This is a genomic window from Burkholderia diffusa (genome assembly GCF_001718315.1).
In the GTDB taxonomy this organism is placed as follows: Bacteria; Pseudomonadota; Gammaproteobacteria; order Burkholderiales; family Burkholderiaceae; genus Burkholderia; species Burkholderia diffusa_B.
Window position 1 is genome coordinate 2,916,986 of sequence record NZ_CP013362.1, and the last position, 26,789, is coordinate 2,943,774.

Consider the following 26,789-nt stretch of genomic DNA (forward strand, 5'->3'; position numbering starts at 1 on the left):
CGCGTCACGCGGCCGGCGCGAACAGCGCGTCGATGCCCGCCGCGTCGGCCGCCGAAAGCCAGCGATGGCGCAGCAGCGTGTCGAGCATCGCGAGGCTCGCGTCCATCGTCGCGCGGCCTTCGCGCAGCCAGCCGATCACCTCGGGCACGCCGGCCAGCAGGTGCTCGGCCACTTCGCCGTCCTGGTTGTGCGGCGCGAAGTCGCGCGGCAGCGGCAGGTCGTACACGAAGATCAGTTCGGACTGCGTGCCTTCCGGCAGCGAGCACAGCACCTGCACAGTCCGGCCCGCGATCGCGCGCGCCGCCAGTTCGGCCGGCATGCCGGCCTCTTCCCAGCATTCCTTCGTGAGCGTCTCGTGAACGCCCAGGCCCCAGCCGATGCCGCCCGCGACGACGTTGTCGAGCATGCCGGGATCGGTGGCCTTGGTCGCGCTGCGGCGGCCGAGCCACATCCGCGGCACGACCGGCTCGCCCGGCGCAACCGCATATTCTACGATGCCGTTCAGGTGCACCGCGTAGGTCTGCGTACCGAAGAAGCGCGACGCGGCGCGTTCGATATACGCGAGCGGCGGATCGTCGAAGCGGTTGCGGATCGCGTAGATCTCGTCGCGCCAGCCCGGAATCGCGCCTTCGGCCGCCAGCGCGCCGATCGCGCTCGCGAGGGCCATGCTGCGCGCGTCGACCGTGTCGTAACGCGCCGACAGCACGACGCGCGCGTCGGTCAGCTCGAACACGTCCGGCCAACGGGCGAGCTTCACGACGTCCTGGCGGCGCACCCAGCCGACCGGCTCGCCGGCGATCTCGAAACGCAGGTGCGCGGCCGGATCGAAGCGGCGCGCGGCCGCGATGCACGGAAAGGTCATCGGGCTCAGTCCTTTAGTGCGACGCGGATGCCGATCGCGATGAAGGTCGCGCCGGCGATCCGGTCGAGCCACACGCCGGCCTTCGGGCGGCGCTTCAGCCATGTGCCGATGGCACCCGCGCCGACGCCGAACAGCGAGAACACCACGGCCGTCTGCAACATGAACAGCGCGCCGAGCTCGAACATCTGCAGCGTCACGCCCTGCACGCCGTGCGGATCGACGAACTGCGGCAGGAACACGACGAAGAACAGCGTGACCTTTGGGTTCATCAGGTTGCCGATCACGCTCTGCCGGAAGATCGCGCCAAGCGGCTGCGGCGGCCGCTCGTGCGCGTTCGCGAGCCCGTGGCTGCGCAACGCCTTGATGCCGATCCAAACGAGGTACGCGGCGCCCGCGAGTTTCAGCGTCTGGAACGCGACGGGCGACGAGCGCAGCACGGCCGCGACGCCGAGCGCCGCGAGCGTCGTATGGAACAGGATCCCGGCCGTGAAGCCAAGCGCGGCCACGAAGCCGGCCGCACGGCCCTGCGAGATGCCGCGCGCGAGCACCTGCAGGTTGTCCGGCCCCGGCGCGAACGTGATCGCGACCGACGTGGCGAGAAACAGCATGAAGTTGGGCATCGTGACCTCGCGGCGTGGGCCGGCGTCCAGTGGTTCAGTGGCCGGCGAACTCGGTGACGGTATAGACGGGCAGCCCCGCGTTGCGCAGCAGCGTCGAGCCGCCAAGATCGGGCAGATCGATGATCGCCGCGCCTTCGACGACGACCGCGCCGAGCCGCTGCAGCAGGTTGCGCCCCGCCATCATCGTGCCGCCGGTCGCGATCAGGTCGTCCATGATGATCACGCGGTCGCCGGGGCGGCACGCGTCTTCGTGGATCTCGACGGTCGCGCTGCCGTATTCGAGGTCGTACGACTCCGAGCACGTCTTGTACGGCAGCTTGCCGACCTTGCGGATCGGCACGAAGCCGACGCTCAGCTCGTACGCGACGATCGGCGCGATGATGAAGCCGCGCGCATCGAGCCCCGCGACGTAGTCGAGCTTCGCATCGACATAGCGTTCGACGAACAGGTCGACGAGGATGCGCAGCGCCTTCGGACTCTGCAGCAGCGTCGTGATGTCGCGGAACATCACGCCCGGCTGCGGCCAGTCGGGCACGGTGCGGATCTGGTTGTGGATGAAGGCGACCGGATCGAGCGGTGCGCCCGACGACGAATGCGGCATGAAACTCTCCGAAAAAAACGGTGCGCGAAGATCGGGCACCGTTTCAAGTAAATACGGGTCGGGTTATCGAATCGCGACTCAGGCGACCGCGGCCGGCGGCTCGCGCCGATGCCGCGACAGCCGCTCCTCCGCGAGCGCGAGCGCTTCGGGCAGCCCGCGCAGCACGACGATGTCGCTTGCGCGCAGCTTGGTCTGCGGATCGGGTTCGACGCCGCGGATCCCGTGCCGGCGGATCGCCGTGACTTCCAGCCCGAGCGCATACAGCCCGAGTTCTTCCAGCGAGCGCCCGACCGCGTCCGCGCGCGCATCGACCGGCACCGATTGTAGCCGCACCTGCTCGTGATCGTCGTCGTCCGCATCGTCCGCGCCGCGGAAATAGCCGCGCAGCAGGCTGTAGCGCTCGTCGCGCATCTCCTCGACGCGCCGCACGACCTTGCGCATCGGCACGCCGACCAGCACCAGCGTGTGCGACGCGAGCATCAGGCTGCCCTCGACGATCTCCGGAATCACCTCGGTCGCGCCGGCCGCCAGCAGCTTCTCGAGATCGGCGTCGTCGACCGTGCGGACGATCGCCGGCAGCGTCGGCTCCAGTTCGTGCACGTGGTGCAGCACGCGCAGCGCGGACGGCGTGTTCGCGTACGTGATCGCGACGGCTGCCGCGCGATGGATGCCGGCCGCGAGCAGCGACTCGCGGCGCGCCGCGTCGCCGAACACGACCGACTCGCCGGCCGTCGCGGCCGCGCTCACGCGATCGGGGTCGAGGTCCAGCGCGACGTACGAAATGCCTTCCTGCTCGAGCATGCGCGCCAGGTTCTGCCCCGCGCGGCCGTAGCCGCAGATGATCACGTGGCCGCGCTGCTTGAGGCTTTGCGTCGCGATCCGGGTCATCTGCAGCGACTGCTGCATCCATTCCGTGGACGACAGCCGCATCACGATCCGGTCGGCGTTCTGGATCAGGAACGGCGCGGCGAGCATCGACAGCAGCATCGACGCGAGGATCGCCTGCAGCAGCGTCGAATCGACGAGATGCCGATCGAGGATCAGGTTCAGCAGCACGAAGCCGAATTCGCCGGCCTGCGCGAGGCCGATGCCGGTGCGCATCGCGACGCCCGGCGTCGCGCCGAACAGCCGCGCGAGCCCCGCGATCATCGTCCCCTTGAACAGGATCTGCCCGACGAAGAAGCCGAGCACGAGCAACGGGTGCTCCCAGATCACGCGCGGATCGAGCAGCATCCCCGTCGTCACGAAGAACAGGCCGAGCAGCACGTCGCGGAACGGCTTGATGTCCTCTTCCACCTGGTGGCGGAACGGCGTCTCGGAGATCAGCATCCCCGCGATGAACGCGCCCAGCGCGAGCGACAGGCCGAAGCGGTCGGTAATGAACGCGGCGCCGAGCGTGACCAGCAGCAGGTTCAGCACGAACAGCTCCTGCGAGCGGCGCCGCGCGACGACGTTGAGCCAGCGCGTCATGAAGCGCTGCCCGACGATCAGCAGCAGCGCCAGCGCGATCACGATCTTGACCGCCGCGAAACCCAGCGTGAGCGCGAGGTCCTTCGACGACTCGGCGCCGAACGCGGCGATCACGATCAGCAGCGGCACCACGGCCAGATCCTGGAACAGCAGCACGCCGAAGATGTTGCGGCCGTGCGCCGTCTCGATCTCGAGCCGCTCGGCGAGCATCTTCGACACGATCGCCGTCGACGACATCGCGAGCGCGCCGCCGAGCGCGATGCAGCCCTGCCACGTGATGTGCACCCAGCGCTCGAACAGCAGACCAAGCGCGAGCGCGAGCACGAGCGTCGCGACCACCTGCAGGAGGCCCAGCCCGAACACGAGCCGCTGCATCGCCCTCAGCTTCGCGAGCGAGAATTCGAGGCCGATCGAGAACATCAGGAACACCACGCCGAATTCCGCGAGATGCTCGGCCCGCTCCAGATCCGCGGCGACGCCGAACGCGTGCGGGCCGACCAGGATGCCGACGGTCAGGTAGCCGAGCATCGGCGGCAGGTTCAACGAGCGAAATACGACGACGCCCACCACCGAGGCCAGCAGCAGCAGCAGGGTCATTTCGAGCGGGGAAATCACGGGCGAAGCGTCCTCGTTCGTCGGTGCCACGGCAATGCGGGCGCGGGTGGTGGCGGTGGGCAAGCGACATCGGACAAGTCCGAAGGCGCGGCGCGGCGAACAAACGCCTTTGCTATACTCCGCGCATGATAGCGAAAATCAATGATGATCGGGCGCTCGCGCTCGCCCGCGACGTGCTCGACATCGAGGCGGACGCCGTGCGCGCGCTGCGCGACCAGCTCGACGGCGACTTCGTCCAGGCCGTCGCGCTGCTGCTCGGCTGCCGCGGCCGCGTCGTGGTATCCGGCATCGGCAAATCGGGGCATATCGCCCGCAAGATCGCGGCCACGCTCGCGAGCACCGGCACCCCGGCCTTCTTCGTCCACCCGGCCGAGGCCAGCCACGGCGACCTCGGCATGGTCACGTCGGACGACGTCTTCATCGGCATCTCCTATTCCGGCGAGTCGGAAGAACTCGTCGCGATCCTGCCGCTCGTGAAGCGGATCGGCGCGAAGCTGATCGCGATCACGGGCCGTGCGGAATCGAGCCTCGGCACGCTCGCCGACGTGAACCTGAACGCCGCGGTCTCGAAGGAAGCCTGCCCGCTGAACCTCGCCCCCACCGCGAGCACGACCGCCGCGCTCGCGCTCGGCGACGCGCTCGCCGTCGCGGTGCTCGACGCGCGCGGCTTCGGCTCCGAGGATTTCGCGCGCTCGCATCCGGGCGGCGCGCTCGGCCGGCGCCTGCTCACCCACGTGCGCGACGTGATGCGCTCGGGCGACGACATTCCGCGCGTCGGGCTCGACGCGACGCTGTCGGACGCGCTGTTCCAGATCACCGCGAAGCGGCTGGGCATGACCGCCGTGGTCAACGCCGACGGCCGCGTGGCCGGCATCTTCACCGACGGCGACCTGCGCCGCGTGCTCGCACGCGACGGCGATTTCCGCACGCTGCCGATCGTCGACGTGATGACGCGCGAACCGCGGACGATCGGCCCCGATCATCTCGCGGTCGAGGCTGTGGAACTGATGGAGCGCCACCGGATCAACCAGATGCTGGTGGTCGATGCCGACGGCGTGCTGATCGGCGCGCTGAACATGCACGACCTGTTTTCGAAGAAGGTGATCTGATGAGCGCAGCGTTGACTGCGGCCGAACGCGCGAGCCGCGTGAAGCTGATGATTTTCGACGTCGACGGCGTGCTGACCGACGGCGGCCTGCTGTTTACCGCCGCCGGCGACGCGATGAAGTCGTTCAATTCGCTCGATGGCCACGGTGTGAAGCTGCTCGGCGAGGCAGGCATCGCGACCGCGATCATCACCGGCCGCCGCTCGGAAATCGTCGCGGCGCGCGCGAAGGAAATGAAGATCGCGCATCTGTTCCAGGGCGTCGAGAACAAGCTCGCCGTGTTCGGCGACCTGATCGCGTCGCTCGGCATCACCGCCGACGCCTGCGGCTACATGGGCGACGACTGGCCCGACCTGCCGGTGATGCTCCGCTGCGGCTTCGCGACGGCACCGGCCAACGCGCATCCCGAGGTGATCGCCCGCGCACACTGGGTGGCCGAGGCCCGCGGCGGCCATGGCGCGGTGCGCGAAGCCTGCGACGCGATCCTGCGCGCGCAGCGCCGCTACGACGCGCTGCTCGCCGCCGCCTGCGGAGCCTGACGAATGAACACGCATTTCCGCTGGACCCAGCTGCTGCCGCTCGTCGCGGTCGCCGCGCTCGCGGGCATCACGTGGTGGCTGCTGCAGGCAACGCTGCCGCCGCCCGGCGAGGGAACCGTGCAGCCGAAGCGCCACACGCCCGACTATTTCGCGGACAACTTCTCGGTCACCGAGCTCGACCAGACGGGCACGACGCAGTATCGGCTGACGGCCGCGAAGCTGGTCCATTACGAAGACACCGAAAACAGCGACCTGACCGATCCGGCCATGCGCGCATTCCAGCCCGGCAAGCCGGTCGTGACGACCACCGCGAAGCGCGGCACCGTCAACGGCGACGTGTCCATCGTCGATTTGTACGACGACGCGCGCATCCTGCGCGTGGCCGGCGGCGGCGATCCGCAGATGCAGGCCGATTCCCAGCATTTCCGGATCTTCGTCAATGACGATGTGATCCAGACCGAAAAGCCGGTTAAACTTCAGCGCGGCCTGTCGCTCGTCAACGCGACCGACGGCATGAAGTACAACAACGTCACCCGGGTCATCGAGCTTTACGGCAACGTGCGCGGCACGATCGCCGCGGCGGACACGTCCGGCGGCTCGAAAGGTCAATCCAGGTGACGCATCCCTCACGTGACTGCATGAACGAACCGTTCCCTCGACAGAATTCCGGCGGCGCTGCGCGCGCCGTCCGCGCCGCGCTCGCCGCGACGCTCGTGGCGCTCCCGCTCGTCGGGCTGGCGCCGCTCGCCCATGCCGAGAAGGCCGACCAGAACAAGCCGATCAACGTCGAGGCGGACAACCTGACCTATGACGACCTGAAGCAGGTGACGGTCGCGACCGGCAACGTCGTGATCACGAAAGGCACGATCATCATCAAAGGCGACCGCGTCGAAGTGCGCCAGGATCCCGAAGGCTATCAGTACGCGACGTCGTTCGGCAGCGGCAAGAAGCACGCGACGTTCCGCCAGAAGCGCGAAGGTCTCGACGAATACATCGACGGCGACGCCGAGCGCATCGACTACGACGGCAAGCAGGACCTCACGACGCTGACGACCGCCGCGACCGTGCGCCGCCTGCAGGGCACCTCGACGATCGCCGACACCGTGCACGGCAGCGTGATCACGTACGACGGCCAGCGCGACTTCTACACCGCGAAGGGCGGCAAGGACGTCGCCGCGCCGGGCAACCCGAATGGCCGCGTGCGCGCGATGCTGTCGCCGAAGAACGGCGGCCCCGGGCAGCTGAACGGCGCGCCGGCGAAGCTGTCGCCGTCGACCACGATCCAGGGAGCGCCGGGCCAATGAACGCGCTTCCGAACCGCCAGCCGGCCGGCACGACGAGCTCGCTCGTCGTCCGCAACCTGAAGAAACGCTACGGCTCGCGCACGGTCGTCAAGGACGTGTCGCTCGACGTGAAGAGCGGCGAAGTCGTCGGCCTGCTCGGCCCGAACGGCGCCGGCAAGACGACGTCGTTCTACATGATCGTCGGCCTCGTGCCGACGGATGCAGGCGAGATCTCGCTGAACGGCAGCTCGATCAGCCTGCTGCCGATCCACAAGCGTGCGTCGCTCGGCCTGTCGTACCTGCCGCAGGAAGCGTCGGTGTTCCGCAAGCTGACCGTCGAGGAAAACATCCGCGCGGTGCTCGAACTGCAGCATGGCGAAGACGGCAAGCGGCTGTCGAAGGACGCCATCGCGTCGCGCACCGAGGCGCTGCTCGACGAGTTGCAGATCGGCCACCTGCGCGAAAACCCGGCGCTGTCGCTGTCGGGCGGCGAACGCCGTCGCGTCGAAATCGCGCGCGCGCTGGCGACCAACCCGAACTTCATCCTGCTCGACGAACCGTTCGCCGGCGTCGACCCGATCGCGGTGCTCGAGATCCAGAAGATCGTCAAGTTCCTGAAGCAGCGCAACATCGGCGTGTTGATTACCGATCACAACGTCCGCGAAACGCTCGGCATCTGCGACCACGCATACATCATCAGCGACGGTTCGGTGCTCGCCGCCGGCGCGCCGAGCGAAATCATCGAAAACGAAAGCGTGCGCCGCGTGTACCTCGGCGAACACTTCCGCATGTAACTCCCCGTGGCTGGCCGGCGCCCGGCATCGCCGGGCGGGGCCGAGCCCGCGTACGCCGCACGGCGGCCCCCTGCCTGCGGCCGTGCGCCGCGCCGCGCGTAATCGCGGATGGCTCAAGGCGCCTGGGTCGTGGCAAACTGCCGGTATGACTCCCTCTCTGCCATGAAAGCCAGCCTTCAACTCCGCCTGTCGCAACACCTGGCACTGACACCGCAACTGCAGCAGTCGATCCGGCTCCTGCAGCTGTCGACGCTCGAACTGCAGCAGGAAGTCGCGATGGCCGTCGCGCAGAATCCGCTGCTCGAGAACGATGACGAATGGATCGCGAGCCCGCTGCGTGTCGCGGCGGACGGATCGCTGATCGCGCAGACGCCTCCCGGCCAGAACACCGAGCCGGGCGCCGCGAACGGCAGCAGCCAGTCGGGCGATCGCGCCGAGCGCGACGAGCCGGCCGCCGCCGACGAATACGACAGCTACGCATCGGGCGACGCCGGCGACGGCCCGCAATGGAATCTCGACGAGTTCGGCCGCTCGAGCGGCGCATCGGACGACGACGACCTCCCGCCGCTGCAGGTGCAGGAAGCCGCGACGTCGCTGCGCGACCACCTGTCCGCGCAATTGCGCGTCACGCAGGCCGGCCCGCGAGATCGCGCGCTCGTGATGTTCCTGATCGAATCGCTCGACGACGACGGCTACCTGACCGCCTCCCTCGACGAAGTCCTCGCCGATCTGCCGCCCGAGCTGGAAGTCGACTGCGACGAACTGAACGCGGCGCTCGCGCTGCTGCACAGCTTCGACCCGGCGGGGGTCGGGGCCCGCTCGGCGTCCGAATGCCTGAAGCTGCAGTTGCTGCGCCTCGATCCGTCCCCCACTCGCACGCTCGCGCTGGAGATCGTGTCGCAGCATCTCGAACTGCTCGCCGCCCGCGACTTCACGCGGTTGCGCAAGCATCTGAAGGCGAGCGACGACGCGCTGCGCGATGCGCATGCGCTGATCCGTTCGCTGGAGCCGTTCCCCGGCGCCGCGTACGGCAAGGCCGAGGCCGACTACGTCGTGCCCGACATCATCGTGAAGAAGGCCGGCCAGGGCTGGCTCGCGGAACTCAATCCGGAAGTGATGCCGCGCCTGCGGATCAACAACCTGTACGCGAACATCCTGCGCAACAGCCGCGGCGATCCGTCGGCCGGATCGTTGAAACAGCAGCTCCAGGAAGCACGCTGGCTGATCAAGAACATCCAGCAGCGATTCGACACGATCCTGCGTGTCGCGCAGGCTATTGTCGAGCGTCAGAAGAATTTCTTTGCGCACGGTGAAATTGCCATGCGCCCCTTGGTTTTGCGGGAAATAGCTGATACGCTGGGCCTACACGAGTCGACTGTCAGCCGTGTGACAACTGGCAAGTACATGCTGACCCCGTTCGGGACGCTTGAATTTAAGTACTTCTTCGGATCACACGTTTCGACCGACACCGGAGGCGCCGCATCGTCGACCGCCATCCGAGCCCTGATCAAGCAACTGATAGGAGCTGAAGACCCAAAATCGCCACTTTCGGACAGCCGCATTGCCGAGCTGCTGGCAGAACAGGGATTCGTGGTCGCGCGCCGCACGGTTGCCAAGTATCGCGAAGCCCTCAAGATCCCGGCAGTGAATCTGCGCAAGTCTCTTTAAGCCTGCTGCCTGCCCGGCGGCAGGCGTGTTCCGGCCACCGCGCATACGGGGAACAGGCCGGGCGACTTGTCCGCGAATTTGCCGCGACCTGCGGCAGGAGCAAGTCGACCGGAGCGCCGCCTCGATGCGGCCGGGTGGTCACTCGCTTGGAGAAGCACTATGAACCTGAAGATCAGTGGACATCATCTCGAAGTCACGCCTGCAATTCGCGAATACGTGATCACCAAGCTGGACCGGGTGCTACGGCATAGCGATCAGGTGATCGATGGCACTGTGATCCTCTCGGTCGACAATCACAAGGAAAAGGACAAGCAGCAGCGCGCGGAAATCAATCTGCATCTGAAGGGCAAGGACATCTTCGTCGAAAGCGCGAACGGCAACCTGTACGCTGCGATCGATCTGCTGATCGACAAGCTGGATCGCCAGGTCGTCAAGCACATGGAGCGTCTGCAGACCCATGCGCACGACCCGATCAAGCTGCAGCCGTCGATCGACCAGATCGAACTGCCGCCGCAATAACGTTCACCGCAATACACACGCCGCCCGGTTCGCCGGGCGTTTTTTTTGTGTCCGAGCGGCAGTGGTGCGACCGGTCCGTCCATGCCACGCCACGCACGCGGCTGTGCTCTATAATGTTCCGGTTATCGCCGGGGGGCGTTGGGTGCTGTAGCTGCTGCCTTGCAGGTTTCCGATGCCTAACGCCTTGATATCGCCGAACATGGAAAATCAGTCTGCCGCCGCAAGGAGACCCCAGGCCGCCCAATCGCCTGCCAACATGAATCGCCTAGCCAAAATCCTGCCCATAGAGAACGTCGTCATCGACCTCTCCGTCACCAGCAAGAAACGCGTCTTCGAACAAGCCGGGCTGATCTTCGAGAATCAGAACGGCATCGCCCGCAGCACCGTCACGGACAACCTGTTCGCGCGCGAGCGCCTCGGCTCGACCGGGCTCGGCGAAGGCGTCGCGATTCCGCACGGGCGCATCAAGGGGCTCAAGCACCCGCTCGCCGCGTTCGTGCGGCTGGCCGACGCGATCCCGTTCGAAGCCCCCGACGGCCAGCCCGTCGGTCTCCTGATTTTCCTGCTCGTCCCCGAGCAAGCCACCCAGCAGCACCTCGAGATCCTGTCGGAAATCGCGCAACTACTGTCCGATCGCGATGCGCGCGAGCGTCTGCACAACGAAACGGATATCGCCGAGTTGCATCGCCTGCTCACTCAGTGGCAACCTTGAGTTGATCCGGGCGGAATTTTTCCGGTACGACGCGGCACGCGCCGCCGTCCAGGGCCGCCCGGCATGGCGACGTCCGTCGCCGCACGCCTGCACACCGGCCCATTGGAGTGACGAGAGTCATGGATACGTCCAGCATCAACGCCCAGAGCATCTTCGACGACAACGCGGCCACGCTGAAGCTGAGCTGGCTGACGGGGCATGAAGGCTGGGAGCGCGGGTTTTCGGCCGACACCGTCGGCAACGCAACGTCGAGCGCCGACCTCGTCGGCCACCTGAACCTGATCCACCCGAACCGGATCCAGGTGCTTGGCGAAGCCGAAATCGACTACTACCAGCGGCAAACCGACGAAGACCGTTCGCGCCACATGGCCGAGCTGATTGCCCTCGAGCCGCCGTTCCTCGTCGTCGCAGGCGGCGCCGCGGCGCCGCCCGAACTCGTGCTGCGCTGCACGCGCTCGTCCACGCCGCTGTTCACGACGCCGATGTCGGCCGCGGCCGTCATCGACAGCCTGCGACTCTACATGTCGCGCATCCTCGCGCCGCGCGCGACGCTGCACGGCGTGTTCCTCGACATCCTCGGGATGGGCGTGCTGCTCACCGGCGACTCCGGGCTCGGCAAGAGCGAACTCGGCCTCGAACTCATCAGCCGCGGCCACGGCCTCGTCGCCGACGACGCCGTCGACTTCGTCCGACTTGGCCCCGATTTCGTCGAAGGACGCTGCCCGCCGCTGCTGCAGAACCTGCTCGAAGTGCGCGGCCTCGGCCTGCTCGACATCAAGACGATCTTTGGTGAAACCGCGGTGCGCCGGAAAATGAAGCTGAAGCTGATCGTCCAGCTCGTGCGCCGCCCGGACGGCGAATTCCAGCGGCTGCCGCTGGAAAGCCAGACGGTCGACGTGCTCGGCCTGCCGATCAGCAAGGTCACGATCCAGGTGGCGGCCGGCCGCAACCTCGCGGTGCTCGTCGAGGCGGCCGTGCGGAACACGATCCTGCAGTTGCGCGGAATCGACACGTTGCGCGACTTCATGGATCGGCAACGGCTCGCGATGCAGGATCCCGACAGTCAGTTCCCCGGCAAGCTCGTGTAACGCCTCCGTGCCGGCCTCGCAGCGCCGACGCGTCGAGCCGGTGCTATGATGAAACGTCAGGATTCTCTGCTTCCCATGCGCATCGTCCTCATCACCGGCATCTCCGGCTCAGGCAAGTCCGTCGCGCTGAACGCGCTCGAAGACGCAGGCTACTACTGCGTCGACAACCTGCCGCCGCACGTGCTTCCCGAACTCGCCCGCTACCTGGCCGACGGCGGCCAGCACCGGCTCGCGGTCGCGATCGACGCGCGTTCGAGCGCGTCGCTGGACGAAATGCCCGGCCTGATCCGCGCGCTGTCGCTCGAGCACGATGTCCGCGTGCTGTTCCTCAACGCGAGCACGCAGGCGCTGATCCAGCGCTTCTCCGAAACGCGCCGGCGCCACCCCCTGTCCGGCTCGCCGTCGCATGACGCGAACGTCGGGCTGCTGTCGTCGCTCGAGGAAGCGATCGAGCGCGAACGCGAACTGGTCGCACCGCTCGCCGAATTCGGCCACCAGATCGATACCAGCACGCTGCGCGCGAACGTGCTGCGCACGTGGGTCAAGCGCTTCATCGAACAGAAGAACAACGACCTGATGGTGATGTTCGAGTCGTTCGGCTTCAAGCGCGGCGTGCCGCTCGATGCCGACCTGATGTTCGACGTGCGCGCGCTGCCGAACCCGTACTACGACCATGAGCTGCGCCCGCTCACCGGGCTGGACCAGCCGGTCATCGCCTTTCTCGACGCACTGCCGATCGTCCATCAGATGATCGACGACATCCATGCGTTCCTGACGAAATGGCTGCCGCACTTTCGCGAAGACAACCGCAGCTACCTGACCGTCGCCATCGGCTGCACGGGCGGTCAGCATCGCTCGGTGTTCATCGCGGAAACGCTCGCCGCGCGCCTCGCGCACGATGCGAACGTAATCGTGCGGCATCGTGACGCGCCCGTGGATGTCGACGCGTCGTCGCGGCTCGTCACCGAGGTCGAACGACCTTAGCGACACCGCCCTCTTGCCGGTGCGCCATGTCCACGCTATCGACCACCCTGATCGACCTGCCGCTGTTTCCGCTGCATACGGTGCTGTTCCCCGGTGGCTGGCTGCCGCTCAAGGTGTTCGAGGCGCGCTATCTCGACATGGCGCGCGCATGCCTGCGCGACGATGCGCCGTTCGGCGTGTGCCTGTTGAAGAGCGGCCCCGAAGTCGCGCAGGACGGTGCCGTGTCGGTGCCCGAGACGATCGGCTGCATGGCACGCATCACCGAGTGCGACACCGGCGAATTCGGCATGCTGTACCTGCAGGCGATCGGCACGCAGCGATTCGAGCTGCTGTCTTATCGCGTCGAAGGCAATGGACTGCTGGTCGGGATCGCGGAGCCGCTGCCCGACGACATCCCGCTCGAAGGCGAACAGGCGCTCGCGCAATTCGGCTCATGCGCGGAGGTGCTCGAGCGCATCATCGAGGCACTGAAGAAATCCGAACCGGACAAGATGCCGTTCGCCGAACCGTTTCGCCTCGACGACCCGAGCTGGGTTTCGAACCGCCTCGCTGAACTGCTGCCGCTCGACCTGCGTGCACGGCAGAAACTGATGGAATTTCCGGACGTCGGCGCGCGGATCGATGCCGTGCACCACGTGCTCGACCGGCATGGATGGCTGTAAGCCACGGCCGCCGACGCGCATCGCGGCGGCGTCGCCGAGCGAATCATCCCCGCGGGCAAGGTGAGCGCGACGATCCGGCGCTTCCGTGAGCGCGGTCCGCACCGCGCCCATCCCCTTTCTTCCTTCTTTACAGCAGCGGCCCGCTCAACGCATCGAGCAGCTTGCGCACGGGCGCCGGCACGCCGTACGCATCGAGCGCCGCTAGCGGCACCCACGCCGTCTCGGCATCCTGCGCGTGCGCGAGCGGCAGCTTGCCGGTCGCCACATCACTCAGCCGCGGCTCGATCTCGAGCCGGAAATGCGTGAACGTGTGCGTGAACGGCGCAAGCGGCACCGGGCCGCCACCGCCGAAGCCGCGAGCGAGTTCTGCGAGTGCCGCGTCGCCGTCTGCCTGCGGCAGGCACCACAGGCCGCCCCAGATGCCGGCCGGCGGACGCCGTTCGAGCAGCACGGCGTCGCCGTCGCGCAGCACGAGCATCCAGGTCCTGCGCGTCGGCACGGCCTTCTTCGGCCGCGCGGCAGGCAGTTCGCGCTGCCGGCCCGTCGATTGCGCGACGCAGTCGCCCGCGAACGGGCAGCGCGCGCAATCCGGCTTGCCGCGCACGCAAAGCGTCGCGCCGAGATCCATCAGTCCCTGCGTATAGGCACTCACGTCGGCCGCGTTCGCGGCATCCGGCAGCAGCGACTCCGCAAGCGCCCACATGTCGTTCTCGACGCGCTTCTCGCCCGGAAAACCTTCGACGCCGAACACCCGCGCCAGCACGCGCTTCACGTTGCCGTCGAGAATCGTCGCGCGCGCCCCGTACGCGAACGATGCGATCGCCGCGGCCGTCGAACGGCCGATGCCCGGCAGTTCGGCGAGCGCTTCCGGCGTCGACGGAAACACGCCGCCATGCTCGGCGACGACGACCTGTGCGCAGCGATGCAGGTTGCGGGCGCGCGAGTAGTAGCCGAGCCCGGCCCATAGCGCCATCACGTCGTCGGACGGCGCGGCCGCGAGCGCGGCGACGTCGGGAAAGCGCTCGAGAAAGCGCGCGTAATACGGGACGACGGTCGAGACCTGCGTCTGCTGCAGCATGATTTCCGACAGCCAGATCCAGTAAGGATCGCGGGTGTTCTGCCACGGCAGGTCGTGGCGGCCGTGCACGCGCTGCCAGGCAATCAGGCGCGTGGCGAACGTGCGATGCAGCGGGGTGACGGGGAACGGAGCGGGAGCAATGCGGGGCGGCTTCAAGTGTTCGAATCTTTGGAAAGAGGTTGCAGCGCGCGACTCAACGCTGGCAGGTCGGGCAGAAATAGGTCGAGCGCTGCCCCTGCACGATCTGGCGGATCGGCGTGCCACATGTGCGGCAAGGCAGCCCCGCCCGGTCATAGACGAAGCAGTCGAGCTGGAAATAGCCGCTTTCGCCGTTACTGCCGACGAAATCGCGCAGCGTGCTGCCGCCGCGCTCGATCGCGTCGGCGAGGGTCCCGCGCACCGCGTCGGCCAGCCGCTCGTAGCGCGGCAGCGACACCTTGCCGGCGGCGGTCGTCGGTCGGATGCCCGCGCGAAACAGGCTCTCCGACGCATAGATGTTGCCGACGCCGACGACCATGTCGCCGGCGAGCAGCGCCTGCTTGACCGACACCGTGCGGCCGCGCGTGCGCGCGTGCAGCAGCGCACCGGTGAACGCCGGCGAGAACGGCTCGACGCCGAGGCTCGCGAGCAGCGGATGCGCATGCACGTCACCCGCCTCGCGCGGGTGCCACAGCACCGCGCCGAAACGGCGCGGATCGCGGAACCGCAGCACGAATTCGTCGAAGATCCAGTCGATGTGATCGTGTTTCGCGGCGACCGGCACGCCGGCCGCAGGCAGCACGCGCAGCGTGCCCGTCATCCCGAGATGGACGATGAACCAGCCCGCGTCGACCTCGAACAGCAGATACTTGCCGCGACGCTCGACGGCGAGCACCTCGCGCGCGCGCAATTGCTCGGCGAGCCCCGCCGGCACGGGCCAGCGCAGCATCGCGGTACGGACGTCGACACGCTCGACGCGGCGGCCCGCGACAAAGGGCTCGATGCCCCGGCGCGTGACTTCGACTTCTGGCAACTCTGGCATGTTCTGCGGGTCTTAAGCTGGATTCACGATCGTGCGTGTATTGTAGCGAGCGCGTTACAATCGGTTGAAACATCGAACGGATTTCCATGACCCTGCCCTCGAAGCTGCTTCTGAAGCGCCCCGCCGCCGTGCGCGGCGCCCGCGCCTTCCCGGTCCGCCGTGCGCTCGGCGCCGCGCTGTTCGCCGCGTGGACCCTCACCGCCTTCCCGGCTCACGCGCAGGATCCGGCATCGGACGACGCGGAGCCGCAGGGCGCGTTCGAGCACGTTATGCCGGACGAAAAGAAGGATCTCCCCGGTGTCCCGCTGACGAGCCAGATCGTCTACCAGGTGCTGGCCGCCGAGGTTGCGCTCCAGCGCAACCAACCGGCGCCGGCCTACCAGACCTACCTCGCGCTCGCCCGCGACACGCGCGATCCGCGCATGGCGCAGCGTGCGACCGAGATCGCGCTCGGTGCGCAAAGCCCGGCCGATGCGCTGTCCGCGGCCAATCTGTGGCGCCAGTACGCGCCCGATTCGAACCGTGCATCGCAAGTCGACGCCGCGCTGCTCGTGCTTGCCGGCAAGCCGGCCGACGCACAGCCGATGCTCGCGCGCGAACTGGCCCGCGCGACCGGCGAAACGCGCGGCCCCGCGATCCTCGCGCTGCAGGCACTGCTGGTGCGCGGCGCCGACCGCGTCGGCGGTCTCGCGGTGCTGAAGGACATGCTGAAGAACGACATGAACCGCCCCGAGGCGCAACTCGCGATCGCGCGGCAGCAACTCGCGGTCGACGACAAGGAAGGCGCCGCGCAGTCGCTGAAGCAGGCGCTGCAGATCCGCCCCGACTATCTGCCCGCGGCGCTGATGCTGTCGCAGATGGGGCCCGCCGAGCGCGCGACCGGCATCGCGTCGTTCGAGAAATATGTTCAGCAGAATCCGAAGTCGCGCGATGCGCGCCTCGCGCTGTCGCAGCTCTATCTCGCCGACGACCGCCTCGACGACGCGCAGAAGCAGTTCGAGACGATGCGCAAGCTCGACTCGAAGGATCCGACACCGCTGATGGCGCTCGCGCTGATCAAGATCCAGCAGAAAAAGCTCGACGACGCGAGCGCGTACCTGAAACAGTACGTACAACTCGGCGACAAGCAGCCGAACCTCGACGTCGGCCAGGGCTACATCTACCTCGCGCAGATCTCGATCGAGCAGGGTAACGACGCGCAGGCATCGCAATGGCTCGACAAGGTCGACCAGACGAGCCAGCACTACCTGCCCGCCCAGATCACGCGTGCGCAGCTGCTGCAGAAACAGGGCAAGACCGACGAGGCGCGCAAGGTGCTCGACAATCTGCCGATCAGCGATCCGCGCGATGCGGCCGTGGTCGCACGCACGGATGCATCGATCCTGTTCACCGCGAAGCGCTATTCGGAAGCCGAGGCTCGGCTCGCGCAGGCGGTCCAGGATTTTCCGGACGATCCCGACCTGCGCTACGACTACGCAATGGCGGCCGAGAAGACCGGCCACTACGCGGCGATGGAAAAGCAGCTGCGCGAGCTGATCCGCACGCAGCCCGACAATCCGCAGGCGTACAACGCGCTCGGCTATTCGCTGGCCGATCGCAACCAGCGCCTGCCCGAGGCCAGCAAGCTGATCGACAAGGCACTGTCGCTCGCGCCGAACGACGCCTACATCATGGACAGCCTCGGCTGGGTGAAGTACCGGATGGGCGACACGGCCGGCGCGGCGAAAGTGCTGCGGCGCGCGTACGAGCTGCAGCCGAACGCCGAGATCGGCGCGCACCTCGGCGAAGTGCTGTGGAAGAGCGGCGCGCAGGACGACGCGCGCATCGCGTGGCGTGCCGCGCAGAAGCTCGAACCCGACAACGACACGCTCGTGCAGACGCTCAAGCGCCTGCAGGTCAACGGCCTGTGATGCGGATGTTCCCGATGCTTTCCCCGTCTTCCCGCGCGCTGCGCACGTTGGCCGCGGCCGGCGCCGCGCTCGCGCTCGTCGGTTGCGCGAGCACGCCGCCTTCGGCGAATACGCCGTCGGGCGCCGTGCTGCAGACGGCCGCGACACACGCGTACCACGGCCGCTTCGCGGTGCAGTACAGCGACCGCCTCGGCCGACCGCAGAACGTGTACGGCAACTTCGACTGGCAGGAACACGGCGATGACGTATCGCTCGAACTGCGCAGCCCGCTCGGCCAGACGCTCGCAGTCGTGAAATCGACGCCGCAGGCCGCATCGCTCGAACTGCCGAACCGCCAGCCGCAATACGCGACGGACGTCGGCGAACTGATGCAGAACGCGCTTGGCTTCTCGCTGCCGCTGGCCGGTCTGCGCTATTGGCTGCTGCCGACGCCCGCGCCCGCAACGCCGGCGCAGACGGTGCGCGACCCGGCGGACACGACGCACGTCAAGCAGATCCGCCAGGACGGCTGGACGATCGACTATCTCGCCTACGCGGACGCACCGGCCACCGGCGTCAAACGCGTCAACCTCGTGCGCGCGACGCCGCCGCTCGACATCAAGCTCGTGCTCGACCAGTAAGCACGTGAACCTAGCCCCGACATACGCATGACCGATTCGACCCGCTCGCTGCGCAACTGCCTTGCGCCCGCGAAACTCAACCTGTTCCTGCACATCACCGGCCGTCGACCGAACGGCTATCACGATCTGCAGAGCGTGTTCCAGCTGCTGAACTGGGGCGATACGCTGCACTTCACGCTGCGCGACGACGGTCGCGTCGCACGCGTCACAGACGTGCCGGGCGTGCCCGAGGAAAGCGATCTCGTCGTGCGCGCGGCCAACCTGTTGAAAACGCACACGGGCACCACGGCCGGCGTCGACATCGAGATCGACAAGCGCCTGCCGATGGGCGCGGGCCTCGGCGGCGGCAGCTCCGACGCGGCGACGACGCTGCTCGCGCTGAATCGTCTGTGGCAACTCGATCTGCCGCGCGCGGAACTGCAGTCGCTCGCAGTGAAACTCGGCGCGGACGTCCCGTTTTTTGTTTTTGGAAAAAATGCATTCGCCGAGGGTATCGGAGAAGAATTAGCTGAGGTAGAATTGCCGACTCGCTGGTTCTTGGTCGTGACGCCGCGAGTTCATGTCCCCACCGCTGAAATTTTTTCAGACGAGTTGTTGACAAGAGATACGAAGCGAGTCACAATTACGGACTTTCTTGCACAGCAAAGCAGCGATGCGGGATGGCCAGACAGCTTCGGCCGAAACGACATGCAGCAAGTTGTGACAAGTAAGTACGCGGAAGTTGCGCAGGTGGTCAAATGGTTGTATAATATGACCCCCGCGAGGATGACCGGCTCCGGAGCAAGCGTGTTTGCAGCGTTTCATAGCAGGCACGAGGCAGAAGCGGCGCAAGCCAAGCTGCCCACCGGTTGGAACGGTGCAGTTGCCGAGAGCCTGAACGAGCATCCGCTCTTCGCTTTCGCGTCATGAAGTTTTGCTTTATCGGATGGCCTACGAGTCCGGTAAAGTTATCAGTTGAGTGTAGGGGAGTCGCCAAGTTGGTCAAGGCACCGGATTTTGATTCCGGCATGCGAGGGTTCGAGTCCTTCCTCCCCTGCCAAAAATTTTCCCGCATTTCCCGCCTAAGCCTGAAGCAGGTGCACGATGAGCAGCCACAGCCATGATGGCTTGATGGTCTTTACTGGCAACGCGAATCCCGCGCTCGCCCAGGAAGTCGTCAATATCCTTGGAATCCCCCTCGGCAAAGCAATGGTCAGCCGTTTCTCCGACGGCGAGATCCAGGTCGAGATCCAGGAAAACGTGCGCGGCAAGGACGTCTTCGTCCTGCAATCCACGTGCGCGCCGACGAACGACAACCTGATGGAACTGATGATCATGGTCGACGCGCTCAAGCGCGCGTCCGCCGGCCGGATCACTGCTGCCATCCCCTACTTCGGCTATGCCCGCCAGGACCGTCGCCCGCGTTCGGCGCGCGTCGCGATCTCGGCGAAGGTCATCGCGAACATGCTGGAAATCGCCGGCGTCGAGCGGATCATCACGATGGATCTGCACGCCGACCAGATTCAAGGCTTCTTCGACATCCCGGTCGACAACATCTACGCAACGCCGATCCTGCTGGGCGACCTGCGCAAGCAGAACTACTCGGATCTGCTCGTCGTGTCGCCGGACGTCGGCGGCGTGGTCCGTGCCCGGGCACTTGCGAAGCAGCTCAACTGCGATCTCGCGATCATCGACAAGCGTCGCCCGAAGGCGAACGTCGCCGAAGTGATGAACATCATCGGTGAAGTCGAAGGCCGCACCTGCGTGATCATGGACGACATGGTCGATACGGCCGGCACGCTCTGCAAGGCAGCGCAAGTGCTGAAGGATCGCGGTGCGAAGCAGGTGTTCGCGTACGCGACGCACCCGGTTCTGTCGGGCGGCGCCGCCGAGCGTATCGCCGCGTCGGCACTCGACGAGCTGGTCGTCACCGATACGATCCCGCTGTCGGCCGAATCGCTGGCCTGCTCGAAGATCCGCTCGCTGACGAGCGCGAGCCTGCTGGCCGAAACGTTCTCGCGCATTCGCCGCGGCGATTCGGTGATGTCGCTGTTCGCGGAATCCTGATCGCGGAACGACACGATATAGCATGCGCGGAAAGCGAAGCGGCAACGCTTCGCTTTTTGCACAATCGGACGGGATAGACGAAACCCCGTCCGTTTCATCGGGGGCCGCCATTTCGCCGGCCCCGTTTTACTGCCTGGTCGCGGGCAGCTAATGGAGAATCACATGAAAGTCGTCGCTTTCGAGCGCCAACAGCAAGGTACGGGTGCGAGCCGCCGCCTGCGCAACGCCGGTAAGACCACGGGTATCGTCTACGGTGGCGAAGCAGCCCCGCAAAAGATCGAACTGGATCACAACGCGCTGTGGCATGCACTGAAGAAGGAAGCCTTCCACTCGTCGATCCTCGACCTGGAAATCGCTGGCCAGTCGCAACAGGTTCTGCTGCGCGACGTGCAATACCACCCGTTCAAGCAACTCGTGCTGCACGTGGACTTCCAGCGCGTCGACGCGAAGAAGAAGCTGCACACGAAGGTGCCGCTGCACTTCCTGAACGCTGAAGTCAGCCCGGCAGTGAAGCTGTCGAGCGCAGTCGTCTCGCACGTCACGACGGAAATCGAAGTCGAGTGCCTGCCGTCGGCTCTGCCGGAGTTCCTCGAAGTCGATCTGTCGAAGATCGAAGCAGGTCAGTCGCTGCACGCGAAGGACATCGCACTGCCGAAGGGCGTGACGCTGGTCGCGCACGTCGACGCGGAAAACCCGGTTGTCGCATCGGCGACGGTCCCGGCTGGCGCCGTGTCGGACGCAGCAGGCGAAGGCGAAACGCCGGCTGCCTAAGCGGCCGCCTACGCGCCCGTTCGATCCGTTTCAAGAAACGGTCGACCCAACCCGCCGCGGCTTGCCCGGCGGGTTTTTCTTTTTTGCGCCCAGGCGGGCGCTGCCGCCTACGAAACGTCATGATCAAACTGATCGTCGGCCTCGGCAATCCCGGGGCGGAATACACCGCGACGCGCCACAACGCCGGCTTCTGGCTGATCGACCAGCTCGCCCGCGAAGCCGGCGCGACGCTGCGCGACGAGCGCCGCTTCCATGGCTTCTACGCGAAAGCGCGCCTGCACGGCGAGGAAGTCCACCTGCTCGAGCCGCAAACCTACATGAACCGCTCCGGCCAGTCGGTCGTCGCGCTCGCGAGTTTCTTCAAGATCCTGCCCGACCAGATCCTCGTCGCACACGACGAACTCGATCTGCCGCCCGGCACGGTGAAGCTGAAGCTCGGCGGTGGCAGCGGCGGCCACAACGGCCTGAAGGACATCACCGCGCATCTGGCGTCGCAGCAGTATTGGCGCCTGCGCATCGGCATCGGCCATCCGCGCGACCTGATCCCGGAAGGCGCGCGCGCCGGTGCGAAGCCCGACGTCGCGAACTTCGTGCTGAAGCCGCCGCGCCGCGAGGAGCAGGACGTGATCGACGCATCGATCGAGCGCGCGCTCGCCGTGATGCCGATGGTCGTCAAGGGCGAACTCGACCGCGCGACGATGCAGCTGCATCGCAACTGAATCCGCACCGCACCGGCATGGTGCAACGTGCCGTCCGGCGACGCCGGGCGGCGTCTGCGTCGTGCGCAATCGCGCACCGCAACGTCCACATGCGGTAATCTGGTCGCTTTTGCCCGTCAGGAGCCAAGCGGTGAGCCGTTACTGGAGCGACGTCGTTCAGCAACTCGTGCCTTACGTGCCGGGCGAACAGCCCGCGCTCGCACATCCCGTCAAGCTGAACACCAACGAGAATCCCTATCCGCCTTCGCCGCGTGTCGTCGCGGCGATCACACGCGAACTCGGCGACACCGGCGACACGCTGCGCCGCTATCCCGACCCGCTCGCGCGCGCACTGCGCGAGACGGTCGCGGCCCATCATCGCATCAAGCCCGAACAGGTCTTCGTCGGCAACGGCTCCGACGAGGTGCTCGCGCACGCATTCCAGGCACTGCTCAAACATGACCGGCCGCTGCGCTTTCCCGACATCTCGTACAGCTTCTACCCGACCTACGCGCGCCTGTACGGCGTAGACACCGCGGTCGTGCCGCTCGCGGACGACTTCTCGATCCGGGTCGAAGACTATCTCGACGATGCCGGCGGCGTGCTGTTTCCGAACCCGAACGCGCCGACCGGGCGCGCGCTGCCGCTCGCGGACATCGAACGCATCGCGGCCGCAAACCCGTCGTCGGTCGTGTTGATCGACGAGGCGTACGTCGATTTCGGCGCGCAATCCGCGATCACGCTGATCGACCGCTATCCGAACCTGCTCGTCGTGCACACGACGTCGAAGGCGCGCTCGCTGGCGGGCATGCGCGTCGGCTTCGCGTTTGGTGATTCGGCGTTGATCGATGCCTTGAATCGCGTGAAGGACAGCTTCAATTCCTATCCGCTCGACCGGCTCGCGCAGGTCGCCGCGCAGGCGGCATACGAAGACGCCGACTACTTCGATGCAACCTGCCGGCGCGTGATCGACAGCCGTACGCGGCTCATGCACGCGCTCGAGTCACTCGGTTTCGACGTCGTGCCGTCGGCCGCGAACTTCGTGTTCGCGCGCCATCCCGCGCACGATGCGGGCACGATCGCGGCAAAGCTGAAGGATCGGGAAATTTTCGTACGGCACTTCCGGGCGCCGCGCATCGATCAGCATTTGCGCATCACCGTCGGCACCGACGCCGAATGCGACGCGCTCGTCGCGGCATTGCGCGACCTGATCGGCTGAAGCAAAGGGGGAAGGTGAAGTGGAACCGGCGCCACGCGGCGCCGGCCGGGCAATTCGTGATGTCGCGGCGATACACGCGCGACACCGAACGGTCACTGCGCGTCGTCGCCCTTCGCGGCGGTCAACGCGTGATACTTCGCCATCAACTGCGCGTGCGATTCTTCATGCTGCGGATCGCGCGGAATGCATTCGACCGGACACACCTGCTGGCACTGCGGCTCGTCGAAATGGCCGACGCACTCGGTGCACTTGTTCGGGTCGATCACGTAGATATCCGGGCCCATCGAAATCGCGCCGTTCGGGCACTCGGGCTCGCACACGTCGCAATTGATGCACTCGTCGGTAATCATCAAAGACATACTGATCTCACTTCTTCAGGCCATCGGCCGGCTTCGCAACGCAACCGGCCGACGCCGCGTCACGCGGCCGGGCCTCCCATCGCGGCGACTTTCTCGGTCAGCCACTTCTCGACGGACGGGAACACGAACTTGCTGACATCGCCGCCCAACTGCGCGATTTCGCGCACGATCGTCCCCGAAATGAACTGATACTGGTCGGACGGTGTCATGAACATCGTCTCGACGTCGGGCAGCAGATAGCGATTCATCCCCGCCATCTGGAACTCATATTCGAAATCGGACACGGCACGCAGGCCGCGCACGATCACGCGCGCGTCGTTGGTGCGGACGAAGTCCTTCAACAGGCCCTTGAAACCCATCACCTTTACGTTCGGATAATGGCCGAGCACCTCGTTCGCAATCTTCAGACGTTCTTCCAGCGAGAAAAACGGCTTCTTCGCGCGGCTGTCGGCCACACCGACCACCAGCGTATCAAAAATGCTCGACGCACGCCGCACGAGGTCTTCGTGCCCGCGCGTCAGCGGATCGAACGTACCGGGATACACGGCGACTACCATGTCGCTCCTCCTGTCATCACGCAAACGGGGTGGCAGCCGTGCGATGCACACGCCGCTGCCGAGATGGGCATGCGTCGCCTTTGCGGCGCGCCGCCTCGTATGGAACGCGCATTATTCATCATTTTCGCGCCGCAGCAAATGATAGTGAACCGCACCCGCCTTGCCGTGCTTCACCACCTGCCAACCGGCCAGCGCTTCGTGCGCGGCCGGGTCGAGCTCCGCGCCCGTCTCGACGTACAGCGCGCCATCCGGCGCGACGAGCGGCGCTGCCAGCTCGATCGCGCGATCGAGCACGGCCGGCTCACCAAACGGCGGATCCAGGAACACGACGTCGAACGCGCCCGGGGTCAGCCCGGCTGCGAGCCGCAGCGCGTCGGCTTCCGCGACCTCGACCGCGCGTGCGCCGAGCTTGTCCTTGATCGCGCGCAGTTGCTGCGCCGCGCGCGGGTGGCGCTCGACCATCACGACGCTCGTCGCGCCGCGCGACGCGGCCTCGAAACCGAGCGCGCCGGTGCCCGCGAACAGGTCGAGGCAGCGCCGGCCGTCGAGATCCTGGCCGAGCCAGTTGAACAGCGTCTCGCGTACGCGATCGGGCGTCGGCCGCAGGCCGTCGAGATCGAGCACGGCGAGCGGCGTGCGCTTCCAGTCACCGCCGATGATGCGGATCGTGTGCGGCTTGCCGCGGCCAGGGGTGGCCGTCGGGCGGCCGGAAGAGGAACGGGACATACGGAATATCGACAACGGGGGGACCGGGTGCGCAGGAGGGCGCACCGCCAAACAGGCGCACGTTACCACAGCGGCGGCACCGGCTGACGCGAGTGCGTCGCCGCACTGATAAAATGCACGGTTTCGGCCGCCGTGCGCACGCACGACGGCCCCTTCGGCGCTCCGCCCTGGCGGCGCCCGCCCTCTTCCCGACGTCAGACCATGTTCAGCTTCTTCAAACGATTCAAGAAAACGCAGGAGCCCGACTCCGCGGAATCGAAATCGATCGATGCGCCGCAACCGGACGAACCGTCCGCCGCGCCCGCCGCCGACGCGCGCCAGGCGATGGAAGCGCCGCAAGCCCCCGCGCAACCGCAGCCGGCCGCGCCGGCCGTCGTGATGACGGTCACGCCGACCAACGACGGCAGCGACGAAGTCGTCGAAGCGGTCGAGATCGTCCCGCCGCCGACGCAGGACGCCGCCGCGAAGAAATCGTGGCTCGCGCGCCTGAAGTCCGGGCTCGCGAAGACGGGCTCGAGCATCACCGGCGTGTTCGTCAATACGAAGATCGACGAGGATCTGTACGAGGAGCTCGAAACCGCGCTGCTGATGTCCGACGCCGGTGTCGATGCGACCGAGTACCTGCTCGGCGCGCTGCGCGAGAAGGTGCGCGCGGGCCGGCTGACCGATCCGCAGCAGGTAAAGGGCGCGCTGCACGACCTGCTCGTCGAGCTGCTGAAGCCGCTCGAGAAATCGCTGATGCTTGGCCGCGCGCAGCCGCTCGTGATGATGATCACGGGTGTGAACGGCGCGGGCAAGACCACCAGCATCGGCAAGCTCGCGAAGCACCTGCAAAGCTTCGACCAGTCGGTGCTGCTGGCCGCGGGCGACACGTTCCGCGCGGCCGCGCGCGAACAGTTGGCCGTCTGGGGTGAGCGCAACAACGTGACGGTCGTCCAGCAGGAAAGCGGCGACCCGGCCGCGGTGATCTTCGATGCGGTCAGCGCCGCGCGCGCGCGCAGGATCGACGTGATGATGGCCGACACCGCCGGCCGCCTGCCGACGCAGCTGCACCTGATGGAAGAGCTGAAGAAGGTGAAACGCGTGATCTCGAAGGCGCACGATGGCGCACCGCATGAGGTGCTGCTCGTGATCGACGCGAACACGGGCCAGAACGCGCTCACGCAGGTGAAGGCATTCGACGATGCGCTCGGCCTCACGGGCCTGATCGTCACGAAGCTCGACGGCACTGCGAAGGGCGGCATTCTCGCCGCGATCGCGCGGCAGCGCCCGGTGCCCGTCTACTTCATCGGCGTCGGCGAGAAGGTCGAGGACCTGCAGCCGTTCAGCGCAGTGGAATTCGCGGACGCGCTGCTCGGCTGAACGCAGCCGGCCCGCACCGCAACGGGGCGCCTTCTGGCGCCCTTTTTCATGCGTGTCCGGAAGCCGTCAGCCGGCGGCTGCCTGCGACACGACGTCATTCGGCATCGGGCTGCACGCCGGGCTCGGCGGCCTTGAACGCGTCGAGCGTCGACGCATGATCGGCGATCCGCTGGATCGTCGGAAAGCGCGTCGTGTCGATCGAGAAACGGTTCGCGTTGAACACCTGCGGCACGATGCAGATATCGGCGAGCGTCGGCGTGTCGCCGAAGCACAGCTTGCCGGTGCGCGGATCGTTCGCGAGGCGCGTCTCGAGCGATGCGAAACCTGCCTCGATCCAGTGCCTGTACCAGTCGTTCTTCGCTTCCTCGGACACCTTCAGCGTGTGCTTCAGGTATTTGAGCACGCGCAGGTTGTTGAGCGGATGGATCTCGCACGCGATCTGCAGCGCGATCGCCCGCACGTATGCGCGGTCGACCGGCTGCGTCGGCAACAGTGCCGGTTCGGGATGCGTTTCCTCGAGATATTCGATGATCGCGAGCGATTGCTGCAGCGTGGCGTCGCCGTCGATCAGCGACGGCACGACCGCATCCGGATTCACCGCGCGGTAGGCGTCCTTCAATTGCTCGCCGCCGTCGCGCAGCATGTGCACGGGAACCGTGTCGTACGGTAGCTGCTTCAGGTTCAGGGCGATCCGCACGCGGTACGACGCGGAACTGCGGAAATAGCTGTAGAGCTTCATGGGATGTCTCTCTGTGTCGTATTCGGTCGGCATCGGCGTGCGCGGCGCACGCGGCCCCGCCGGGAACCCGAGTTTAGCGCGCCGCGCCGCGTCGGCGCGCGCGGCTTACTTTGGCGAGCCGCGCCCGTGCGATACTCGGGGCATTCCTCACCGCTCACCG

General features: G+C 66.7%; 29 protein-coding genes and 1 tRNA gene. 20 read left to right on the forward strand and 10 right to left on the reverse strand.

The window, feature by feature from the left end; genetic code table 11:
* Positions 1-4 precede the first annotated feature (4 nt).
* The 4 genes from WI26_RS13425 to WI26_RS13440 form a co-directional block, all read right to left on the reverse strand.
* Positions 5-862, reverse strand: coding sequence for an NUDIX hydrolase (locus WI26_RS13425; RefSeq protein ID WP_069226165.1), 858 nt, complete (start codon positions 860-862; stop codon positions 5-7).
* A 5-nt stretch (positions 863-867) separates the two neighbouring features.
* A complete protein-coding gene (locus tag WI26_RS13430; protein ID WP_059464494.1) occupies positions 868-1,482 on the reverse strand; it encodes a LysE family translocator in 615 nt (204 codons plus the stop codon).
* Between the two features lie 34 nt (positions 1,483-1,516).
* Complete coding sequence (locus tag WI26_RS13435; protein WP_059464493.1) at positions 1,517-2,083, reverse strand: adenine phosphoribosyltransferase; 567 nt, start codon at positions 2,081-2,083, stop codon at positions 1,517-1,519.
* Positions 2,084-2,161: 78 nt separating this feature from the next.
* Entirely contained in the window at positions 2,162-4,168 is a 2,007-nt protein-coding gene (locus WI26_RS13440) for a monovalent cation:proton antiporter family protein (protein ID WP_059595649.1), read from the reverse strand.
* A 125-nt stretch (positions 4,169-4,293) separates the two neighbouring features.
* Between WI26_RS13440 and kdsD the strand changes: the two genes are divergently transcribed.
* The 11 genes from kdsD (at position 4,294) to WI26_RS13495 (ending at position 13,523) form a co-directional block, all read left to right on the forward strand.
* Entirely contained in the window at positions 4,294-5,277 is a 984-nt protein-coding gene (gene kdsD / locus WI26_RS13445; protein ID WP_069226166.1) for an arabinose 5-phosphate isomerase KdsD, read from the forward strand.
* Positions 5,277-5,813 carry a KdsC family phosphatase gene (locus tag WI26_RS13450; protein ID WP_069226167.1) on the forward strand — a complete coding sequence of 179 codons (537 nt, stop codon included), beginning with the start codon at positions 5,277-5,279 and terminating at the stop codon, positions 5,811-5,813. Before kdsD ends, WI26_RS13450 begins: the two co-directional genes overlap by 1 nt.
* Positions 5,814-5,816: 3 nt before the next feature.
* Positions 5,817-6,431 carry an LPS export ABC transporter periplasmic protein LptC gene (lptC, locus tag WI26_RS13455; protein WP_059464490.1) on the forward strand — a complete coding sequence of 205 codons (615 nt, stop codon included), beginning with the start codon at positions 5,817-5,819 and terminating at the stop codon, positions 6,429-6,431.
* A gap of 20 nt (positions 6,432-6,451) precedes the next feature.
* Positions 6,452-7,117, forward strand: coding sequence for a lipopolysaccharide transport periplasmic protein LptA (gene lptA / locus WI26_RS13460; protein WP_059464489.1), 666 nt, complete (start codon positions 6,452-6,454; stop codon positions 7,115-7,117).
* Positions 7,114-7,890, forward strand: coding sequence for an LPS export ABC transporter ATP-binding protein (lptB, locus tag WI26_RS13465; RefSeq protein WP_044847462.1), 777 nt, complete (start codon positions 7,114-7,116; stop codon positions 7,888-7,890). The genes lptA and lptB overlap by 4 nt, the downstream gene beginning before the upstream one ends.
* 162 nt (positions 7,891-8,052) lie before the next feature.
* Positions 8,053-9,558: an RNA polymerase factor sigma-54 gene (locus tag WI26_RS13470; RefSeq protein ID WP_059511932.1), complete on the forward strand. Its 1,506-nt coding sequence runs from the start codon at positions 8,053-8,055 to the stop codon at positions 9,556-9,558.
* A 159-nt stretch (positions 9,559-9,717) separates the two neighbouring features.
* Complete coding sequence (hpf, locus tag WI26_RS13475; protein ID WP_006477786.1) at positions 9,718-10,077, forward strand: ribosome hibernation-promoting factor, HPF/YfiA family; 360 nt, start codon at positions 9,718-9,720, stop codon at positions 10,075-10,077.
* Between the two features lie 199 nt (positions 10,078-10,276).
* The gene (locus WI26_RS13480) at positions 10,277-10,789 is read left to right on the forward strand and encodes a PTS sugar transporter subunit IIA (protein WP_059451610.1); all 513 of its coding nucleotides are present in this window, start codon (positions 10,277-10,279) and stop codon (positions 10,787-10,789) included.
* A gap of 119 nt (positions 10,790-10,908) precedes the next feature.
* On the forward strand, positions 10,909-11,877 hold the full coding sequence (gene hprK, locus WI26_RS13485) for an HPr(Ser) kinase/phosphatase (protein WP_006483133.1): 969 nt from the start codon (positions 10,909-10,911) through the stop codon (positions 11,875-11,877).
* Between the two features lie 75 nt (positions 11,878-11,952).
* Positions 11,953-12,861 (forward strand): RNase adapter RapZ, encoded by a 909-nt coding sequence (rapZ, locus tag WI26_RS13490; protein WP_059541313.1) that lies wholly within the window; start codon positions 11,953-11,955, stop codon positions 12,859-12,861.
* Positions 12,862-12,887: 26 nt separating this feature from the next.
* Positions 12,888-13,523 carry an LON peptidase substrate-binding domain-containing protein gene (locus tag WI26_RS13495; protein ID WP_059541310.1) on the forward strand — a complete coding sequence of 212 codons (636 nt, stop codon included), beginning with the start codon at positions 12,888-12,890 and terminating at the stop codon, positions 13,521-13,523.
* A 127-nt stretch (positions 13,524-13,650) separates the two neighbouring features.
* Here the strand turns inward: WI26_RS13495 and mutY are convergent, their stop codons facing one another.
* The gene (gene mutY / locus WI26_RS13500; protein ID WP_069226168.1) at positions 13,651-14,757 is read right to left on the reverse strand and encodes an A/G-specific adenine glycosylase; all 1,107 of its coding nucleotides are present in this window, start codon (positions 14,755-14,757) and stop codon (positions 13,651-13,653) included.
* Positions 14,758-14,794: 37 nt separating this feature from the next.
* Positions 14,795-15,622 (reverse strand): bifunctional DNA-formamidopyrimidine glycosylase/DNA-(apurinic or apyrimidinic site) lyase, encoded by an 828-nt coding sequence (gene mutM / locus WI26_RS13505; protein WP_069226169.1) that lies wholly within the window; start codon positions 15,620-15,622, stop codon positions 14,795-14,797.
* Between the two features lie 86 nt (positions 15,623-15,708).
* Between mutM and WI26_RS13510 the strand changes: the two genes are divergently transcribed.
* The 8 genes from WI26_RS13510 (at position 15,709) to hisC (ending at position 22,886) form a co-directional block, all read left to right on the forward strand.
* Positions 15,709-17,532 carry a tetratricopeptide repeat protein gene (locus WI26_RS13510; RefSeq protein ID WP_069226170.1) on the forward strand — a complete coding sequence of 608 codons (1,824 nt, stop codon included), beginning with the start codon at positions 15,709-15,711 and terminating at the stop codon, positions 17,530-17,532.
* Positions 17,532-18,152 (forward strand): lipoprotein insertase outer membrane protein LolB, encoded by a 621-nt coding sequence (lolB, locus tag WI26_RS13515; protein ID WP_069226171.1) that lies wholly within the window; start codon positions 17,532-17,534, stop codon positions 18,150-18,152. The genes WI26_RS13510 and lolB overlap by 1 nt, the downstream gene beginning before the upstream one ends.
* A gap of 27 nt (positions 18,153-18,179) precedes the next feature.
* Positions 18,180-19,061, forward strand: coding sequence for a 4-(cytidine 5'-diphospho)-2-C-methyl-D-erythritol kinase (ispE, locus tag WI26_RS13520; RefSeq protein WP_069226172.1), 882 nt, complete (start codon positions 18,180-18,182; stop codon positions 19,059-19,061).
* A gap of 53 nt (positions 19,062-19,114) precedes the next feature.
* Positions 19,115-19,191 (forward strand) — tRNA-Gln (locus WI26_RS13525).
* 44 nt (positions 19,192-19,235) lie between these two features.
* A complete protein-coding gene (locus tag WI26_RS13530) occupies positions 19,236-20,198 on the forward strand; it encodes a ribose-phosphate pyrophosphokinase (RefSeq protein ID WP_040142028.1) in 963 nt (320 codons plus the stop codon).
* Between the two features lie 162 nt (positions 20,199-20,360).
* Positions 20,361-20,969, forward strand: coding sequence for a 50S ribosomal protein L25/general stress protein Ctc (locus WI26_RS13535; RefSeq protein ID WP_059464503.1), 609 nt, complete (start codon positions 20,361-20,363; stop codon positions 20,967-20,969).
* Positions 20,970-21,088: 119 nt separating this feature from the next.
* Positions 21,089-21,688, forward strand: coding sequence for an aminoacyl-tRNA hydrolase (gene pth, locus WI26_RS13540; RefSeq protein WP_069226173.1), 600 nt, complete (start codon positions 21,089-21,091; stop codon positions 21,686-21,688).
* 130 nt (positions 21,689-21,818) lie between these two features.
* Entirely contained in the window at positions 21,819-22,886 is a 1,068-nt protein-coding gene (hisC, locus tag WI26_RS13545) for a histidinol-phosphate transaminase (RefSeq protein ID WP_069226174.1), read from the forward strand.
* Positions 22,887-22,978: 92 nt separating this feature from the next.
* On the opposite strand, the gene WI26_RS13550 is transcribed toward hisC, so the two are convergent.
* The 3 genes from WI26_RS13550 to rsmD form a co-directional block, all read right to left on the reverse strand.
* Positions 22,979-23,245 (reverse strand): YfhL family 4Fe-4S dicluster ferredoxin, encoded by a 267-nt coding sequence (locus WI26_RS13550; protein WP_059598842.1) that lies wholly within the window; start codon positions 23,243-23,245, stop codon positions 22,979-22,981.
* 59 nt (positions 23,246-23,304) lie between these two features.
* Positions 23,305-23,802: a pantetheine-phosphate adenylyltransferase gene (gene coaD, locus WI26_RS13555; protein ID WP_059451465.1), complete on the reverse strand. Its 498-nt coding sequence runs from the start codon at positions 23,800-23,802 to the stop codon at positions 23,305-23,307.
* 111 nt (positions 23,803-23,913) lie between these two features.
* Positions 23,914-24,528: a 16S rRNA (guanine(966)-N(2))-methyltransferase RsmD gene (rsmD, locus tag WI26_RS13560; protein ID WP_069226175.1), complete on the reverse strand. Its 615-nt coding sequence runs from the start codon at positions 24,526-24,528 to the stop codon at positions 23,914-23,916.
* 201 nt (positions 24,529-24,729) lie between these two features.
* Here rsmD and ftsY point away from each other — a divergent pair, with 201 nt between their 5' ends.
* Positions 24,730-25,890: a signal recognition particle-docking protein FtsY gene (ftsY, locus tag WI26_RS13565; protein ID WP_069226176.1), complete on the forward strand. Its 1,161-nt coding sequence runs from the start codon at positions 24,730-24,732 to the stop codon at positions 25,888-25,890.
* Positions 25,891-25,984: 94 nt separating this feature from the next.
* Here the strand turns inward: ftsY and maiA are convergent, their stop codons facing one another.
* Positions 25,985-26,629 carry a maleylacetoacetate isomerase gene (maiA, locus tag WI26_RS13570; protein WP_059595633.1) on the reverse strand — a complete coding sequence of 215 codons (645 nt, stop codon included), beginning with the start codon at positions 26,627-26,629 and terminating at the stop codon, positions 25,985-25,987.
* Positions 26,630-26,789 lie beyond the last annotated feature (160 nt).

Excerpts from the sequence above, each read along its gene's own strand:
- WI26_RS13430 (WP_059464494.1), bottom strand. The coding sequence starts at position 1,482 with ATGCCCAACTTCATGCTGTTTCTCGCCACGTCGGTCGCGATCACGTTC.
- rsmD (WP_069226175.1), bottom strand. The coding sequence starts at position 24,528 with ATGTCCCGTTCCTCTTCCGGCCGCCCGACGGCCACCCCTGGCCGCGGC.
- hprK (WP_006483133.1), top strand. The coding sequence starts at position 10,909 with ATGGATACGTCCAGCATCAACGCCCAGAGCATCTTCGACGACAACGCG.
- hpf (WP_006477786.1), top strand. The coding sequence starts at position 9,718 with ATGAACCTGAAGATCAGTGGACATCATCTCGAAGTCACGCCTGCAATT.
- rapZ (WP_059541313.1), top strand. The coding sequence starts at position 11,953 with ATGCGCATCGTCCTCATCACCGGCATCTCCGGCTCAGGCAAGTCCGTC.
- lolB (WP_069226171.1), top strand. The coding sequence starts at position 17,532 with ATGCGGATGTTCCCGATGCTTTCCCCGTCTTCCCGCGCGCTGCGCACG.
- kdsD (WP_069226166.1), top strand. The coding sequence starts at position 4,294 with ATGATAGCGAAAATCAATGATGATCGGGCGCTCGCGCTCGCCCGCGAC.
- ispE (WP_069226172.1), top strand. The coding sequence starts at position 18,180 with ATGACCGATTCGACCCGCTCGCTGCGCAACTGCCTTGCGCCCGCGAAA.
- WI26_RS13470 (WP_059511932.1), top strand. The coding sequence starts at position 8,053 with ATGAAAGCCAGCCTTCAACTCCGCCTGTCGCAACACCTGGCACTGACA.
- coaD (WP_059451465.1), bottom strand. The coding sequence starts at position 23,802 with ATGGTAGTCGCCGTGTATCCCGGTACGTTCGATCCGCTGACGCGCGGG.
- maiA (WP_059595633.1), bottom strand. The coding sequence starts at position 26,629 with ATGAAGCTCTACAGCTATTTCCGCAGTTCCGCGTCGTACCGCGTGCGG.
- WI26_RS13435 (WP_059464493.1), bottom strand. The coding sequence starts at position 2,083 with ATGCCGCATTCGTCGTCGGGCGCACCGCTCGATCCGGTCGCCTTCATC.
- WI26_RS13550 (WP_059598842.1), bottom strand. The coding sequence starts at position 23,245 with ATGTCTTTGATGATTACCGACGAGTGCATCAATTGCGACGTGTGCGAG.
- lptC (WP_059464490.1), top strand. The coding sequence starts at position 5,817 with ATGAACACGCATTTCCGCTGGACCCAGCTGCTGCCGCTCGTCGCGGTC.
- ftsY (WP_069226176.1), top strand. The coding sequence starts at position 24,730 with ATGTTCAGCTTCTTCAAACGATTCAAGAAAACGCAGGAGCCCGACTCC.
- WI26_RS13425 (WP_069226165.1), bottom strand. The coding sequence starts at position 862 with ATGACCTTTCCGTGCATCGCGGCCGCGCGCCGCTTCGATCCGGCCGCG.
- WI26_RS13480 (WP_059451610.1), top strand. The coding sequence starts at position 10,277 with ATGGAAAATCAGTCTGCCGCCGCAAGGAGACCCCAGGCCGCCCAATCG.
- WI26_RS13535 (WP_059464503.1), top strand. The coding sequence starts at position 20,361 with ATGAAAGTCGTCGCTTTCGAGCGCCAACAGCAAGGTACGGGTGCGAGC.
- mutM (WP_069226169.1), bottom strand. The coding sequence starts at position 15,622 with ATGCCAGAGTTGCCAGAAGTCGAAGTCACGCGCCGGGGCATCGAGCCC.
- pth (WP_069226173.1), top strand. The coding sequence starts at position 21,089 with ATGATCAAACTGATCGTCGGCCTCGGCAATCCCGGGGCGGAATACACC.
- WI26_RS13530 (WP_040142028.1), top strand. The coding sequence starts at position 19,236 with ATGAGCAGCCACAGCCATGATGGCTTGATGGTCTTTACTGGCAACGCG.
- WI26_RS13495 (WP_059541310.1), top strand. The coding sequence starts at position 12,888 with ATGTCCACGCTATCGACCACCCTGATCGACCTGCCGCTGTTTCCGCTG.
- WI26_RS13450 (WP_069226167.1), top strand. The coding sequence starts at position 5,277 with ATGAGCGCAGCGTTGACTGCGGCCGAACGCGCGAGCCGCGTGAAGCTG.
- lptA (WP_059464489.1), top strand. The coding sequence starts at position 6,452 with ATGAACGAACCGTTCCCTCGACAGAATTCCGGCGGCGCTGCGCGCGCC.
- lptB (WP_044847462.1), top strand. The coding sequence starts at position 7,114 with ATGAACGCGCTTCCGAACCGCCAGCCGGCCGGCACGACGAGCTCGCTC.
- WI26_RS13510 (WP_069226170.1), top strand. The coding sequence starts at position 15,709 with ATGACCCTGCCCTCGAAGCTGCTTCTGAAGCGCCCCGCCGCCGTGCGC.